This is a genomic window from Stenotrophomonas sp. STEN013, assembly GCF_056760355.1.
The window spans coordinates 187,833-203,632 of the sequence record NZ_JBRREO010000002.1; the positions used below are offsets into that span (position 1 = coordinate 187,833).

A 15,800-nucleotide genomic window follows, 5' to 3' on the forward strand; every position below is an offset into this window, starting at 1 on the left:
TTATGTCTCTGTATGACTTACCCCGCACAGTTGCTGCGGCATGGCCTTAGATGAGCATACGGTGCGCCCTGAGGCTATTTGCTCTGACAGGCTGGAACAATAAGGATGCACGCCGACTATGGCAGTCCTGGCAATGTGCAACGGTCTATACGGGGCGTGAGCGCTACCGCAGGCCGATCTTTCTTGCGGCAATTCTTGGGTCTACATCTCGTGGAAGATGCACTCTCCCAAATCCCAGTTTCTCTAACCAAGGGCTCCTAATTTTCCAGCTATCGTTGAGGTCGGTCTCTGAGTCGATGTTACCGGCCCAGAGATCGGCCGGCCGCTGGGCGCTGAGGTGTGTGCAATTTGTCCCCTCCGGGGGGGCGACGTGTCATCCAGGTGGGTGAAATCGCGCACCTGGGCGCTGGGGGGGCAATTTGTCCCCTTTGGGTGGGTGAAACGTGTCACCTAGGTGGGTGAAACGTGTCACCTGGGTGGGTGAAATGTGTCACCTAGGTGGGTGAAACGTGTCACCTGGGTGGGTGAAATGTGTCACCTAGGTGGGTGAAACGTGTCACCTAGGTGGGTGAAATGTGTCACCTAGGCGGGTGTAGTCGTTAGCCTCGTCGTGCGACGTGGAGGGCTTATAGGGCGATCCCGGCTACATACAGCATGCTCAGGACGTCCATGCGGACGATGACGGCCATCAGTGGTCGCAGGTCGGGCAACGGTCAGCTTGCTGACGATCAGGTCGGCTGTCTCGCTCTGCCTGCCAGGCCTCCACGGCCAGGACACCGAGCACGATCAGGCCGATGGATACCAAGGCTAGGGCGGTGATCTCAACGATGTTCATGCTCTCAGCATATCCGTTCACCGCCCGCCGAAGGGCCACCAGCGCCGCCTCTTGCTGCCTGGCTTTTCGTGCGGCAGCAGAAGCTGATCGACCTGCCGCCCCAGCCGATCGATCACCTGGTCTTGCCGCTCGATGATCGTCCTGGCTGCCTCCAGCTCGGCCTCCAGGAGCATGACCCGGACGGAATCTGTGACCGGCTCGGCCCGGTTTGGGGTGGTCACATCTGGTTCTGATAGCCGGTTCTGGGCCGGTTTTGTGACCGGCTGGGTGGTCACGCGCGGCTCCCCGTAGACCCGGATCATCTCGGCCACGTCGATCCGCTTATCCATTGTCAGGCTTAGCTTTCCGGCCTTTATGTCCCGCCCGATTTGTGTCCTGGCGATACCCCATCGTGTGGCCGCTTCCCGCTGGCTCAGCTGTGTCACAACTGGTCTCCTAGCCGGCTATTGGGCCGGTCACATAACTGGCCCGATCATAGTGCCGCGATAGTCTCATGTGAAAATGAGAAGGTGCCATCACCCTGTTCCTTGGCCACACCGAGCGTAAGGGTGACGCCCGGATCGAGTCGTTTTGCCACAGCAGCTCGGAACTTCCCTACGTCATAGCTGGCTGGAACCACCAGGGCCGCTTGGCGGCAAAGGACGACGATCCGCTCCATGTACTCCTGATAGGCAAACATCTGCGGCGCGTAGCCGGTATGAGCGTCAACCAGGGCAGTAACCAACTTGGTCATCTCCTCGCCGGTCTTTCTGGCGTTCTCGACCTCGATCCAGACACCGATGTTCCCTTTCGGGGTTTCCTTATAGGCGATGCCATCGGGACGTTTCAGGGCTGTCGGATTAGCCCTTTGGATCTGCGTGTCGAAAAGCATGGACAACGGAGAGCCGAAACTGCTGGCCGCCCAGGAGACAAAGTTCCCGGCCCGGAGCTGATGCTGCCAGCTTGCAGGGGGCTGCCATTGTCCCCCTTTGGTTTCACCCCAATCGGTGCCCGGCCTGATATCGACGGGCAGCACATTGATCCCTGGGGAGTAGAACGTTTCGTTGAGGTAGCGGCAGCCGTTGGCGGTGATAACGCCTGCTGTCATTCGATTCGGGAGCTGCCGCTTGAGCAACAGGCCCTGCCGAATCATTTCGGCCATGAGCCTTTCCGCGTACTTCTTCCTGGTCGGTGATTTCGGCCAGAACAGGTTGGCCATGATTGTGGTCGTGATCCAGCCGCCCTGGTGGTGGGCGACTGTGAGCGAGTCCATCGCTCGTTGAGCGAAGATCGCTCGGGTGTTCTCAGACATGCAAAGTTACGTAGTTTTGCGGTAAAAGCTGCCGCCATCACACAGTACCACACCCAGTACCTTAGACCCCGTACCAAGCCAACGGCGAAAAAGCGGGGATGCTCCCCCCGCAAGCGGGCCCCCCAGGTCCTTCGGACGGGCTACGCCCCCCGCCAGGCGGGCACCCCCATAGGGCGGGCTACGCCCCCCGCCGTTGGCTCCCCCCCTTCCCGCCGCTTCCGCGGCTGCCAGCGACCGTTCCGGTCTTGGGCCTCACGCCGCTGCGCGGCTCCAGCGCCCGTAGGTACGGGCTTGGGGGTCCCCACCTTCGGCGGGCAATCACCCCCTCCGGCGTCGATGGACCTCGTACCTCAGCCATCGCACCCTGAGCGCCCTTCGGGGTCGGGTGTGATTGCCCTCCGCAGGCTCGGGGGACGGGTCTGCCGACCCCCACCAGCCATTCCCCCGCACGCGGGGCGCTCGCTATGTGCTCGCGTGGCTGGCGGCTCCCTCGGTCCTCCGGACGGGCTGCGCCCCCCACTGCGTGGGCGCCCCTGTGGCCCTTCGGGCGGGCTACGCCCCCGCTTTCGCGGCTCCCCTCAAGAGTCTGTGTTTGGGGTGAAAAGTTTGGATTGGTTTTGGGATGCCCTTTCAATGACTTGCGAGAATCCAATCCCACAGAAGGTCCAAAGGAGGCAGCTGTTCGTTCGAATCCAGGTTCCTGTTCCATTTGCTTGTTTGGAGTGAGCGGTCTACTTGCACGGCCCACCGGCAGCAATCGAACCTAAGTGGACACCAAGTGGCGGTCCGGCCCTAGAACAACCTCAACCAGCGGGTGTTGGCCCGAGATGGGATGGCCTACCGCGAACTGCGAACCGCCGTTATGGTGTGGGGATCTATGAAATCCGGTGAGCGGTTTACCGGTAGCTATGGTGCCAATTGTGACTTTGAGGGATGGACGATGATTCGTAGTGTGGCCGAGCTGCTCAAACCTTTTGTGGATGAGGAGCGAAAGAAATTAGACGCCTACGCCCTGACGCATGGGCCGACTATCGGCGCAATGTATGAAGGGCTTACGAAAGAGCTTCTACAAAAAGCCATTCCGGAGTCAATGGGGTTGCAAGTCGTATCTGGGTTCATTCATCACGGCGAGGTAATAAGTGGTGAGATTGACTGCATGCTCGTAAGCGGGGCTGGCGAGCAGGTCCCCTACACAAGCAAGTTCAAGTGGCAGATACAAGACGTAATCGCTGTCCTAGAGATCAAGAAAACCATCTCCGCAGACGAGCTTTCGGGCAGCTATGACCACTTACGCCAAGTGTCAAGAATGTACGGGGACTATATCCAAGGCTTTCATGGTAAGGGTGGAGAGGTGAACATAAACTGGGTGTATCGAGTATTTGGCCAAATTACAGGGAGGGGAGTCTCTGACTATTCCGAAGTTGAAAATCTGCCATTCGATCTTGAGTTGATCTTCCATACGTTGGTCAATGAGTTTTTGGAGCCGGCCCGAATCGTTGTCGGGTATCATGGCTGGAAGAAGGAAGAGACTCTGCGGGCGCATATTTACAAGTTGCTTGAGAGCAGGAAGGACAATCCGCAGGGCATGGGGGCTGGCAGCTTCCCTCAGCTTATTATTGGTGGTGATTATTCAATTGTTAAGGCGAATGGCTTCCCCTATGCGCCAGGCCTCCAGGAGGGCATGTGGCCATTTCTCTTGTCCTCTAGTCACAATCCGGTGCGAATCCTGCTCGAACTTGTTTTCACCAAATTAGACATCAAGTTTGGCACAAACCTTGCTGAAGATGACTCGCTAGAAAGAGAATCCATGTCTGCCTGCCTTTCTGCGAGAGCGGTGCAGAAGGACGGCAAAGCTGGGTGGGAATATGTGTTTCACGCAATTAAAGAAAAGGAGTTAAAGGGGCGTGGGTCAAGCTATGAGTGGACGCCCATCGGGATTACTGACGCCCAACATGCAGTCTTCATAAGGCTGTGTAGGGATGGGCATATCGCGATGGATGATGCTGACTTCAGGAGTTTCTTTGGGGAAGAAGACGGTGGCGTTGACGGGTTTATTGAATCTTTGATTAAGACTCAGCTCGTTGCCATTCAAGACGGAAAACTAGTCTTGACCACTATTTTATGCCAAGTTGTTGTCACGCCAGATGGGGTGTTTGCTGGTGAGAACCATGATGGTCAGCTTACTGCATGGATAGAACGGCAATTGCCAGCTATCAGTGCGAAGAGGCGGGGCGGATGAGGCGGAGCGGCCAGTCACAAAGGTCCAAGAGAGAGTGGGTTTTTGAATATGGTCTTCTGCTCCATTTTCTCGGTTGAAGCTAGCGGTCTATTTGCACGGACTCCGGGTAGCAGTCGACCCGAAGTGGTAGGAGGTACGTTCACAGATCTGGTTTTGGCGAGCCGTAGCGAGAGGTAAAGGTGCGCCAAAAGGCGGGTGTCTCCGGTACTGTGGGAGAAATCCTACCCTGCATCCGCAGGTAACTTCGTTGAAGATCTTCGCGTGATGGACTATTCCCGTCGTCAGGGCGAGGCCAATAAGGGAGGTCGCGGGTGCGGATAAGTGCGGCGATGATCGCGGGCTGGGCTGACCAGGCTGAAGCGAAGGGCTTGTTGCCCGAACTGGTACGCCGCCTGATCGCGGCCACTACCGAATTGACCGAGCTGGCGGTGCGCGGCGCCGACACAAGCAACTTCCGCGGCTGGGATGGCGTGGTCACCGCGCTAGCCGCGAATGCTTGGGTACCCGTCGCGCGCTCTCGCTGGGAAATCGGCACCGCCGATGACCCGCTGAAGAAGGCCAAAGGTGACTTCAAGACGCGCACGGACACCACACCGAGCGAGGAGGCCAGTGAACTCGCGTTCGTGTTCGTTACCCCGCGCATCTGGGCTGGCAAGGATGATTGGCGCGCCGACGCCGAAGCTATCGGCCACTGGCGCATGGTGCGCGCCTATGACGCTGATGATCTGGCCACTTGGCTGGAGAGCGCCGGCAGCGTCGCGCTGTGGTTAGGCGAACAGCTAGACGTGCGCGGCCATGGTGTAACCACGGTGACGGCGACGTGGGACACCTGGCGGCAACAGACACAGCCACCGATCACCTACGAAGCCTTCGCGGCCGGTCGGGCGGCACAAGCTGAGCAGTTCGCTGCCGTGATCGCCTCGCGTCCCGAGCAACTGGTCGTGTGCGCGGACAGCAGCGAAGAAGCGGTCGCCTTCGCCTGTGCGCAGCTGGAGGCGCTCGGGCTCGCCTCGCAGTCCGCGTGCGTGACCGCGCTCGAAGGCTTGACCTTCGTCGATGCCCATCCGGAGGTGCAGATCGTGGTGGCGACCAATGCGCCGGTAGCGGCGGCGCGCGCCGCCCGCGCGGGGCAGTGCCTGATCGTGCCGGCGCATCTGGGCGACTGGGCTGCGTCCGGGGCTGCCGGCAGGGACACTCGTGGCGACCAGGATGTCGTGCTTGCGCGCCCGGACGCGCAGAGCTTTGAAGGCGCACTCAAGGCCCTGGGGGTGGAGCCTGCTGAAGCCAGTCGGTTGACCTCCAGCTGTGGGCGCTCGTGGTCGGTGTATCGTCGCCGTCGCGCCAGTAATCCAGCGATCGTGCGGCCGGCTTGGATGCAGGACGCGGCCGCCGATTGCCTGTCTGCCATCGTCTTGGTGGGGGCTTGGAACGAAAGCAAAGCAGGTGACCGTGCCTGTGTCGAGGCCATCACCGGGCGGCCCTATGAAGCGATCGAGCGTGATCTGCACAAACTCGCCCAGGTCGATGACGCCCCAGTGTTGCGCATTGGCAACATCTGGAAGGCAAAGGCACCGTTGGAGCTGTTGCACCTGTTCGCCGGCGCGCTGACCAATGATCAGCTCACGCGCTTTTTCGCCACCGCGCACGCCGCGCTGGTCGAGCCCGACCCAGCACTTCAGCTCGCCCCAGACAAACGCTGGATGGCCGCGGTGTACGGCCACGTGCGCGAGCAGTCGGGCATCGTGCTGGGCGCGATGGTTGACTCGTTGATCAAGTTGCGCGTATTCGCCGAGGCAACAGAACGTCACGACTGGATGGCACGGGTCGATCAGTTGATCCGCGACCTGCTCGAAGGCGCCGATGGCGAGCGCTGGCTGTCGCTGCAAGGGTGGCTGCGTCAGCTGGCCGAGGCCTCGCCGGACCTGTTCTTGCGGTTGCTGGACGCCAGCCTGCGACGCGCGGACGCACCAGTTATGCGCCTGTTCTCCGAGCAGTCCAACGACGATTTCACCGGCCGCAGCTACCACGTGAATCTGCTTTGGGCGCTGGAAATCCTGGCGTGGGCGCCGCGTCACCTGGCCAGGGTATGCGATGCACTCGCGCAACTGACCGATGCGCCGGTCAAGAGCAACATGAGTAACCGGCCGAACAATTCGCTGCTGTCGTTGTTGCGGCCGTGGTGGCCGCAAACAACGGCGAGCGCGAAGCTCCGCCTGGATGTCCTCGACCGGCTGATCGAGCATCACGAAGACTTGGCTTGGGAGCTGATGTTCAACATGCTCCCGAACGGAGCCAGTTGGGCCAGCGCTAACGCCAAGCCGCGCTGGCGCCATTACGATGCCGGGGCGCCGCGCTCGAACGAGTGGGTTGAGGCCGACATCATCCTCCCGGCAGTGGGTAGGCGCGTGCTAGATGCTGCCGAAGCTCATGCCGAACGCATAGCGCAGCTGGTGGGTCGCCTCGATGCCTTCGAGGATGGTTACCGGGAGCGGCTGATGGAGATGATCTTCGCCGCGGTGGCATTCACGGACGCTGAGCGTCAGAAGGTGCGCGAAGCTGTGCGCGCGCGCGTGAGTTGGCAGCTGAGCTACAACGCGAACGACGCCGAAGCGGTCGCGGAGGCGCGGGCGCTGCGCGCGTTGTTTGATGCGCTCGGCCCAGAAGACCTCGTCCAGCGGCACGCGTGGCTGTTCCTCAACGGCTGGGTGGAACTGCCCGACGGCAAGGAAGACGACTACGAGGCGACCAACGTGCTGCGTGCGCAGCTGCGCACACAGGCCGTGGCGGACGTCTTCGCCGCCGGTGGTTGGGCCGGAATCGAACGGCTGGCCACGCAGGTTGGAACGCCATGGATCGTAGGCTGGCACATCGCGATCGCGGAGGCCTTGGAATCGACGCTGACGGACTGGGCGATCGCTTTCTTGCCCACGGCCGATGCCGCCCACGACAACTTGCTCGCCGGGCTCCTGCACGGCCTGCCGTTGGAGCGGCGCACGGCGATGCTCGAGGCGGCGCAGAGCATGGACCGGGCCAGCCTGTTGTTGCGCTTCCTACTCGCCGCGCCATTTGATCGTCACACCTGGGCGTTCGTGGACGCACAGCCGGTCGAGTTGCGTACTGCGTACTGGGCGGGGGTCAACCCGAGCATCCTGTCGGACGAGGAGGGGGATTTGCACTTTGTCGTCGACAGGCTGGTCGATGCCGGCAGGCATCGCGCCGCTTTCCATGTGCTGCAGTACCGTCCCCAGCGCGTAGGCACCCCGCGCTTGGTCGAGATCCTCAACGCGATCAGCAGCGGGGCGGACCCGGAGGGCGGGCAGCTGAATGGGTGGTGGATCGGTGAAGCGCTGGCGGTGCTGGAAGCAGACAGCGAGTTCCCGCGTCGGGAGCTGGCGCTGCTGCAGTTCCACTGGTTTGATGCATTGCGCCATGGCAAGCATCGCGCGCAGGTGTTGTTCGACGAGCTCTGCAGTGACCCGGCGTTCTTCATGGATCTTGTCAGCCTGGCGACGTCAAACGATGACCCCGAGGTGTCGTCCGCGACGCGGGCGCATGCGTGGAGCATCCTGCACGAAGGCCGCGGCACCCCCGGTGTTGGGACCGACGGTGTGGTGGATCGCCGGGCATTCTTCGAATGGATCCAGGGCGTGCGTCAGCTCGCCTTGGAGCGCGATCGCACCGACGCGACCGACAGTTCGATCGGCACATGGTTGTCCAAGTGTCCGGCGGAACAGGGCGGCGCGTGGCCCTGTGAGGTGGTGCGCGAACTGCTGGAATATCCTGGTAGTGATGTGATCCACGAGGGGCTGCGCATTGGTGTCATGAATAACCGCGGCGTACACTCGCGCGGGATGGATACCGGTGGGGCGCCCGAGCGGGGTCTGGCGGAACACTTCCGAAAGGACGCCGTAGGTATGTGCGTCACGTTCCCGCGCACGGCCGAAACCTTGGATGAGATCGCCAGATTCTACGAGCGCGATGCCAAGCGGCAAGACGACGACGCGGCGCTGTGGCAGGAGGGCACGCCATGACCTGCGCAACACTGCCATGAGCGTTCTGTATCCCACCTGCTGCATGTAAAGTCCCGTAACTTTCATGCAGAAGTTACGTAACTTTCATACCGAAGTTACGTAACTCTATGCAGATGCCACTGCTTTCTTGGTTGAGTCGCGATGCTGGAGTTCCTAGTTTTTAGTGGACACGTGGCTGCAGGGAGGAGAGGGGCGGGGAGTGGCACTACCTCGAACCCGTCAGAACTGACACCCCTGAAGTGAGCATGATGGCAAATGGGATTGTGGAACCCGTCGATGTAGTCGGCTGTGTCCTGGAAGCCGGGTCCAGAAGGTGAGGAGAGTAGCTGGCAGGTCCGGGCAAGTTCTGTTCCAGAAGTGGGCGCTTGCGTATGGTGTCTCGGCCGTGCTAGGATTTCTCCATACCAGCGACCAGGAGTAGCTCCGGTCTAATGTCTGGTCCCTAGGGCGTTTCATCAATTTACGCATGCCCGGTCGCAGGCTTACGCCCGACCGGGCATTTCGTATGTGCTGCCTTGGTGTGTAATGGGCTACGCTAACCTTCATCCCATGAAGTGATAGGCCGCGACCCGTGACCCCACAGCCGCTCCTTAAGCTGTTCGACGCCATGTTTCACGGCAAATACCGGTTTGAAGAGTTCTTGACCCTTCATCCCCAGAGTAACTACAGCCCGGTGCCTTGGAAGGGCCGCACCATCTATAAGCCTTCAAGCACTCTTAAGGACTTCCACGTCTTCCTGAGTCGGGTTCTTCTTGATCACCTACCTGTCGATGCGACGGTTTCCTTTGCCTACCGTAGAGGGGCGACCATCATTCAGGCGGTCGAACCGCACGCGAAGAGTCGGGCATTTTTCCAGACGGATCTGGAACGGTTTTTCGACAGCATTACTACCCCGCTGATTCGTAAAGTCTTGACGGAAAACCAGACTCCAGTGAGCGATTTACATGCTCACTTAGAACATATCCTCACGCTATTAACGGTCGGTGGCAAGCTGCCTATTGGCTTCTCTACTTCCCCAGTTCTGAGCAACGCCTGCCTCCTGTCTTTCGATCAGCGTTTGGCAGAGATCAGCGATGCCCGGGGATGGATCTATACCCGCTATGCAGACGACATCATGCTGTCTTCAAAGGACCGAGCCGACCTGTCAGACGCTGGCGCCGTCATCGAGGACTGCCTTTCCGCTGAGATCGGTGACGACTTCTGTCTCAATCCCGCGAAGAGCAAGCTGACAACTATCGGCCGTAAGGTGAAACACTTGGGACTGCTCATTCTTCCAAGTGGAGTTGTCTCTATCGATCGTGAAGTTCGCAATCGGATAGAGTCTTGGATTCACTTCTACCTGCGAGATAGGGCTAAGTTGCTAAGGATATTTGAGGAGACTCCCAGGCAAGGGATGGAGGAGGGATTGGAGCGTCTCAGTGGCCTCGTCAGCTATGTTCACTCCGCAGATCCTGCCTATCTCGAAAAGCTAAGAAGCAAGTTCGGTACTACTGTGATTGATAGTCTCCTGCACAGGTCTGCTCAATGAGCCGGCTACAAGTGACCCTGGACGCCATCCAGCATGTTGCTCATCTGCACTTTGATGTGGATCTCTCCAAGAGTGGCTTGCTGTGTCTAGTTGGCCGAAACGGTGCAGGAAAGACGACTTTGGTGAGAGCGCTTCGAAATCTTTCGAACTCAGACACGTTTGTGAAAACAGCAACTCCTTATGCGTTCTCAAAGGAGAGCCGTATTGTCTATGATCTGGATGGCGAACAGGTAACCTTTGCCTACAACGACGTTGTTCGCTCCCTTGACTGCCATGAGAAGATACCTAAACAACTCCGCGAGCTTATTGCTGCCGAGCTTCCGATGCCATATGGAGCTCGGTTCAACTACTTCAGAAGTGCCAGCGAAGCAGACCAAGACATACGAACCGCCATTGCCTTTGAAACCTATGGCCGCCCAGAAGAGCTCATCTCCTTCTTGAACGCGATTTACGAAACGGGCCGTTACTCAGCAATGGTCGAGGTTCGACTCAAGGGTAAGAGCTACTACGCGCTTGTCAGGGACGATGGGACATACGTTAGAGAGGATTATTTAAGCTCCGGTGAGCACTTCCTCATAAATCTCTTCCGCACCATCAAAGGTCCATCAAAGCTTTTGGTCATAGATGAGATTGATTTGTCCTTGGACGCGGCTGCGCAAGCAAACCTACCCAATTGGCTGCGTGGGTTTTGCGGGAAATACGGCTGTAAGATTATCTTCACCACTCACTCCCTCGCGCTCATGCAGCAGCTGGAGGTTGATGAGTTGTTTTACATGGAGGAGGAAAATGGCGGTGTTTCCATTGCGCCCACTTCTTTCAGCCAAGCGATGCTAAAGCTGTTTGGCTTCATTGGCTATGATAGGTATATCGCAACGGAAGATAAGAAGCTCATCGCCCTAATCCACCATCTAGTGAAGAAGTATTGCCCCACTACTTTACTCAGCTACAAAGTGATCTACATCGGAGGGGCGTCTCAGGTTGCAGGGCTCATTGAGAGTAATGAGACAGATCGCTTCTTGGCTGATCCGGAAAGGGTGATCGCGATCCTTGATGGCGATCAATACAAGGAAAAATACGCCCAGAACGCTCGTGTCCATATGATCCCACTGAAAAGCGTTGAGAAGGCGCTCTGGGCGGCTAGGCAAGAAGATCCAGAATTTCCATTCGTCACCCAGCGAGATAACTTCACCGGCGACAAAGATTTTGAGAACCACCTGAAAGAAAAAGGGATTGCCACACAAGAAGAAATTTTTGATTACCTAATCAACAGACACGAAGCGGGTTTCCAATCTATTGCCCAAGTCTTGGCTGACCTGTTGCCACCGCCACATGGTTGAAGCTGGCCAAGCCCCGGGGTTATGTCTAGCCCTGTTCAGGAAATTCTGTTGACTCCATCTATGACAAGATCTAGCCCAGCTTCAATGCGAGGTGCTCGGCACGAGGATGGTAGTAGCGCTTGAGCATTTTCAGGTCCTTGTGACCAGTGACCGCTGAGAGTTCGATCACGTTGGGTAGCTTCTCTGCAAGACGCGAGGTGGCTTCATGACGCAGATCATGGAAGCGCAGATCTTCAAGGCCTGCACTGATCGAGGCTCGCTTCCATGCTTTTTTGAGTGAATCGGCAGTCATCTGGAAAACCCTGCCTTCAGGTTGAACATCCATGGATTCCAGGATAGCCAGTGCCTTTGTGCTCAGTGGCACAGATCGTGAGTCCCCGTTTTTGGTGGAGGGAAGGTATGCCACGCGCTTGCCGAGGTCTATGTACTCCCACCGCAGTTCCAGCAGTTCTCCTTGGCGCATTGCGGTTTCCAGAGCTAACAACACTGCAGGTTTCAAGAAGGGATTCCTGGAGCCACAGGAGTAAGCTCCCGAGCGTGAAGGACCTATGCGTGACACTTTGCAAGGAGTCAGTACAGCAAGAAGGCGCTGCTCTTCGCCCGGTTCCAGTCGGCGATCCCTACCTGGAGGATTCTTGGGACGTCTCATGTTGGCAACGGGGTTGTCTGCTTGGATCATCAGGTCTTTGCGTGCCCAGTTAATGACCGAGGAGATCAGATTGAGTTCCCGGTTGACGGTGGAGCCCATAGCGCCGCCGGCCAGACGTGCATCACGCCAGCGTGCAAGGGCTGCTGTGTTGAGCGATGCAAGGGTGTAGCGGGAGAGCGGGTCATCCAACAGCGTTCGGATGCGTGCCTCATCGGCGAGACGGCCCTTCTTGGACGGAACGACTTTGACTGCATAGAGCTCGAAGAGCGATCGAAGAGTGGTAGAGCGTGCTTGGGAGTCATCTCTCCAGGTCCCAGCTTCGAAGTTGCTCTCCTGCGCCCTGGCCCAGACTTCTGCTGCTGCTTTGGTGCTGAAGCTCTTGGTGAGCGGGGGGAGACCATGACGGCGTACTCGTGCCTGCCAGCGGCCTGACTTGCGGCCGGTGGCATTGCTTTCTTTGGTGGAAGGTCGAAAGGTGATCGTTGCCATGTTGCTATGTATGTTGAGGAAGGTTTGAGTCTCCTGATCGAAAGCCTGCTTTCCAAAAATCTGGCAAATGTCGCCAATTTGGCTCAAAAAGGTGCCAAAACGGTGGAAAAGCTTGCGGTGGCTGCGCAAAATTTCCCCTTCACACGGCAAGGGTCGCAGGTTCGATCCCTGCACCGCCCACCACGCGAAACAAGAAAAAGCCGGCCTAGTGCCGGCTTTTTTGTTGCAGTGTCCCTCGGCTTTCCGGGTCGCTCAAGCTATCTTTGCGCCCGGGTCGGATGACCCGTGAAAGGGTAGGGAGGTCGACAAGAGGACATCGTCCGCATCCAGCGGTCATTTCCCTGTCTTGCCGGCCAATAAAAAATGGCGTGCGGAGGTTTGAAGTGGCAAATGGCAAAAGGCTGCGCTTGAGGAGTGTGTTGCGCAGCGTTGGTTGCACGGTGTTGGCGCTGGTGTGTCTGGCGATCGGCATCTGGGGGGGCTTTGCCTTGTGGTTCCACTTCCCGGGCAATGTCGCGGCACGCGTCGCGGCGGTGCTGGTGTGGTGCGTGCCGACGATCTGGGCGATACGCGCCGGCTTCGGGCCCAAGCGTCGCTGGCATTCGCTGGCGGTGTTCGGGGCGTTGTTCGTGCTGATGCTGGTGTGGTGGGCGACCATCGTCCCGCAGCAGGACCGTCAATGGGCCGAGGATGTGGCGCAACCGCTGCGCGCGCGCATCCAGGGTGATCGTCTGGTGATCGACAACGTGCGCAATTTCCACTGGCGCACCGCAGACGACTATGACGTGCGCTGGGAGCCCCGGCAGTACGATCTTTCGCAGGTGCAATCAGCCGATCTGCTGCTGTCCTACTGGATGGGGCCGGCCATCGCCCACACCCTGGTGTCCTTCGGTTTCGCCGATGGCCGCCAGCTGGTGTTCTCGCTGGAGATCCGCAAGGAAAAAGGTGAGCAGTTCTCGGCGCTGGGGGGCTTTTTCCGCCAGTTCGAAGCCGTGCTGGTAGCCGCGGATGAGCGCGATATCGTGCAGGTGCGCAGCAACGTGCGTGGCGAAGATGTCTATCTGTACCGCCTGCATGGCCTGGGTCCGGACAAGTTGCGCGATCTGCTGGGGGCCTATGTCGCCACCGCGCAGCAGCTGCAGCAGGCGCCGCGCTTCTACAACTCGCTGACCAGCAACTGCACCACGGTGGTGTACGAGTTGATGCGCCGGATCGTGCCGGGTCTGCCGATGGATTACCGGCTGCTGTTGTCCGGCTATCTGGCCGGGTATGTCGCCGATGTCGGCGGGCTGACACCGGGCGTCTCCCTGGAACGGCTGCAGCAACTGGGGCGGATCACGCAGCGCGCCCGCGACAGCGGTGATGCTGCCGATTTCTCAAGCCGCATACGCGCCGGCGTGCCCGGCATCGGAATTGCTGGAACCCTGCAATGAACCCACCGCGGCTGACTGGAATGCGTCGGCTGTTGCCGCTCATGGCGGGGATGGCACTGCTGCTGTCCAGCGGCTGTGCGATGGTGAAGATGAAGTCGGTGAGCAGCACCGACTATGTGATGCTCAAACGCGACGACATCCTCAACAGTGGCCGGTTGAGTGCGTTGTCGCAGGAAGCGCTGGCGGTAATCGGGCAGACCGCCGGCGAATGCGGCAAGGATCTGCCGTTGTGCCGGCAACGGGTGGCCGACAACGAAGGGCTGCAGACCGAACAGCGGCTGTCGACCCTGGCCGAGTTGTGGATGCAGGAGGCGCTGGCGCTCACACCCCAGGCCAAGGGCGGCGAGCCGATGCAGTTGCCGGCCAATGCGCTGGATGCATGGCTGGAGACCGCGCGTTATTCCTACGCCTACCTGTTCTTCAGTGGCCGTACGCCCGCGCAGAGGGCGCTGGAGGACCGGCTCACGCAGGTGCGTGACTACTACAACCATGCGGCCGAGCAGACCGCGTCGGTGGTGTTCCAGCGTGTCCGCACGCGCGCGCTGGAGGGGGAGGATTTCCTGCGCCCGGTGCAGGTGGATCGCTGGACCATCCGCACCACGCTTGACCAGCTCAACCTGCGCAGCGTTCCTAAACAGCTGGTGGCGGCCTCGTCGGTGAGCTTTGCCGGCCTGCGCAGTTCCTATCGCCGCGACGGTTTTGGTGCGGAGCTGGTGGTGGTGATGGAGTCGCCGCCGCTGGCGGTCCCGCTGGAAGGCGAGAAAGTGGAGTTGCCGGTCTACAGCGAAATGCCGGCGCTCAATGCCACCGTCGTGCTGAACTTCGAAGGCGATACGCTCGAGCAGGTATTGGCGACGCGCAACATCCGGCTGGAAGCATATTCCCCCGACGTCACCACCAGCATCACCCTGCACGGGCAGGAGGTGCCGCTGGCGGCCAATTTCACCGCTGCCTATGGACTGTGGCTTGCCCACTCGGGGTTTGCCACCGAGTCGCTGCGCACCCTGTTCGGCCGCGGCGAGGGCATCCGCGAGCCGCATATCTACCTGATGCAGCCCTACGACCCCGACCGGCGCATCATCTTCATGCTGCACGGCCTGGCCAGCAGTCCGGAGGCCTGGGTGAACCTGGCCAACGAGATCATGGGTGATCCGCAGATGCGCAAGCACTACCAGGTGTGGTCGGTGTACTACCCGACCAACGCGCCGATCGCCTTGAACCGCTACACCATCAGCAACGCCTTCAACCGCACGCTGCGTAATTTCGATCCGAAGGCCACGGCCGCCGCGTCGCATGACATGGTGTTCATCGGCCACAGCATGGGCGGTGTGCTCGCACGGCTGATGCTCAGTGATTCGGGCGAGGTGCTGTGGAAGGACACGGTGGAACGCTACAACCTGCGCGGTGAGCGCCTGAAGCGGGTGGAGGCCAAGCTGGGGCCGGTGATGCACTTCACCCCGCAGCCCAACGTGCAGCGCGCGATTTTCCTGGCGGCCCCGCACAGGGGAACCGATGCGGCCGGCAATCGTCTGGGACGCATGATCGGCAAACTGGTGCGGCTGCCGCTGACCCTCCTCGGTGCATTCGGTGATGCGTTCATGGCCTTGCAGAACCCGGAGGAGGATGGCGGGAAGCCCAGGGAGCCGCGCATCAGCAACAGCATCGACAACCTCAAGGCCAGTGATCCGTTTATCGAAGTCTCTTCGGCGTTGCCGATGGTGCCTGGCCTGAAGTACCACTCCATCATCGCCAAGCGTAAAGCCGAGGTGGCCACGGCCGACTCGGACGATGGTCTGGTGCCGTACTGGAGCGCGCATCTGGATGGCGCGTTGTCGGAGAAGGTGATCGTGTCCGGGCACAGCGTGCAGGAAACGCCCGAGGCGGTGCTGGAAGTGCGCCGCATCCTGCGCGAGGACCTGCACCAGGTCGATGGTGTGCCGCTGCACTGAGCGGTGTAATCACAGGCCC

At 59.7% G+C, this 15,800-nt stretch carries 10 protein-coding genes; 6 read left to right on the forward strand and 4 right to left on the reverse strand.

Going from position 1 to position 15,800, the window contains the following annotated elements:
- Positions 1–688: 688 nt before the first annotated feature.
- The 3 genes from ACVOMH_RS05075 to ACVOMH_RS05085 form a co-directional block, all read right to left on the reverse strand.
- Positions 689–835, reverse strand: a complete 147-nt coding sequence (locus ACVOMH_RS05075) for a hypothetical protein (protein ID WP_481551232.1) — start codon at positions 833–835, stop codon at positions 689–691.
- Between the two features lie 17 nt (positions 836–852).
- Positions 853–1,164 carry a hypothetical protein gene (locus ACVOMH_RS05080; protein ID WP_481551233.1) on the reverse strand — a complete coding sequence of 104 codons (312 nt, stop codon included), beginning with the start codon at positions 1,162–1,164 and terminating at the stop codon, positions 853–855.
- Positions 1,165–1,307: 143 nt separating this feature from the next.
- Complete coding sequence (locus ACVOMH_RS05085; RefSeq protein WP_481551234.1) at positions 1,308–2,126, reverse strand: hypothetical protein; 819 nt, start codon at positions 2,124–2,126, stop codon at positions 1,308–1,310.
- Positions 2,127–2,958: 832 nt separating this feature from the next.
- On the opposite strand from ACVOMH_RS05085, the gene ACVOMH_RS05090 reads away from it, so the two are divergent.
- The 4 genes from ACVOMH_RS05090 (at position 2,959) to ACVOMH_RS05105 (ending at position 11,261) form a co-directional block, all read left to right on the forward strand.
- Positions 2,959–4,365 carry a DUF6602 domain-containing protein gene (locus ACVOMH_RS05090; protein WP_481551235.1) on the forward strand — a complete coding sequence of 469 codons (1,407 nt, stop codon included), beginning with the start codon at positions 2,959–2,961 and terminating at the stop codon, positions 4,363–4,365.
- Positions 4,366–4,694: 329 nt separating this feature from the next.
- Positions 4,695–8,396 (forward strand): hypothetical protein, encoded by a 3,702-nt coding sequence (locus ACVOMH_RS05095; RefSeq protein WP_481551236.1) that lies wholly within the window; start codon positions 4,695–4,697, stop codon positions 8,394–8,396.
- A 571-nt stretch (positions 8,397–8,967) separates the two neighbouring features.
- Complete coding sequence (locus tag ACVOMH_RS05100) at positions 8,968–9,924, forward strand: reverse transcriptase family protein (RefSeq protein ID WP_481551237.1); 957 nt, start codon at positions 8,968–8,970, stop codon at positions 9,922–9,924.
- A gap of 11 nt (positions 9,925–9,935) precedes the next feature.
- Positions 9,936–11,261 (forward strand): ATP-dependent nuclease, encoded by a 1,326-nt coding sequence (locus ACVOMH_RS05105; RefSeq protein ID WP_481551238.1) that lies wholly within the window; start codon positions 9,936–9,938, stop codon positions 11,259–11,261.
- Positions 11,262–11,331: 70 nt separating this feature from the next.
- Here ACVOMH_RS05105 and ACVOMH_RS05110 read toward each other — a convergent pair whose 3' ends face one another.
- Positions 11,332–12,528 (reverse strand): site-specific integrase, encoded by a 1,197-nt coding sequence (locus tag ACVOMH_RS05110; protein WP_481551239.1) that lies wholly within the window; start codon positions 12,526–12,528, stop codon positions 11,332–11,334.
- A gap of 320 nt (positions 12,529–12,848) precedes the next feature.
- Here ACVOMH_RS05110 and ACVOMH_RS05115 point away from each other — a divergent pair, with 320 nt between their 5' ends.
- Entirely contained in the window at positions 12,849–13,832 is a 984-nt protein-coding gene (locus ACVOMH_RS05115) for an Lnb N-terminal periplasmic domain-containing protein (protein WP_481551574.1), read from the forward strand.
- A 50-nt stretch (positions 13,833–13,882) separates the two neighbouring features.
- The gene (locus ACVOMH_RS05120) at positions 13,883–15,781 is read left to right on the forward strand and encodes an esterase/lipase family protein (protein WP_481551240.1); all 1,899 of its coding nucleotides are present in this window, start codon (positions 13,883–13,885) and stop codon (positions 15,779–15,781) included.
- Positions 15,782–15,800 lie beyond the last annotated feature (19 nt).

Coding starts and splice junctions, on each gene's coding strand:
- ACVOMH_RS05075 (WP_481551232.1), bottom strand. CDS start 835: ATGAACATCGTTGAGATCACCGCCCTAGCCTTGGTATCCATCGGCCTG.
- ACVOMH_RS05080 (WP_481551233.1), bottom strand. CDS start 1,164: ATGGATAAGCGGATCGACGTGGCCGAGATGATCCGGGTCTACGGGGAG.
- ACVOMH_RS05085 (WP_481551234.1), bottom strand. CDS start 2,126: ATGTCTGAGAACACCCGAGCGATCTTCGCTCAACGAGCGATGGACTCG.
- ACVOMH_RS05090 (WP_481551235.1), top strand. CDS start 2,959: ATGGCCTACCGCGAACTGCGAACCGCCGTTATGGTGTGGGGATCTATG.
- ACVOMH_RS05095 (WP_481551236.1), top strand. CDS start 4,695: ATGATCGCGGGCTGGGCTGACCAGGCTGAAGCGAAGGGCTTGTTGCCC.
- ACVOMH_RS05120 (WP_481551240.1), top strand. CDS start 13,883: ATGGCACTGCTGCTGTCCAGCGGCTGTGCGATGGTGAAGATGAAGTCG.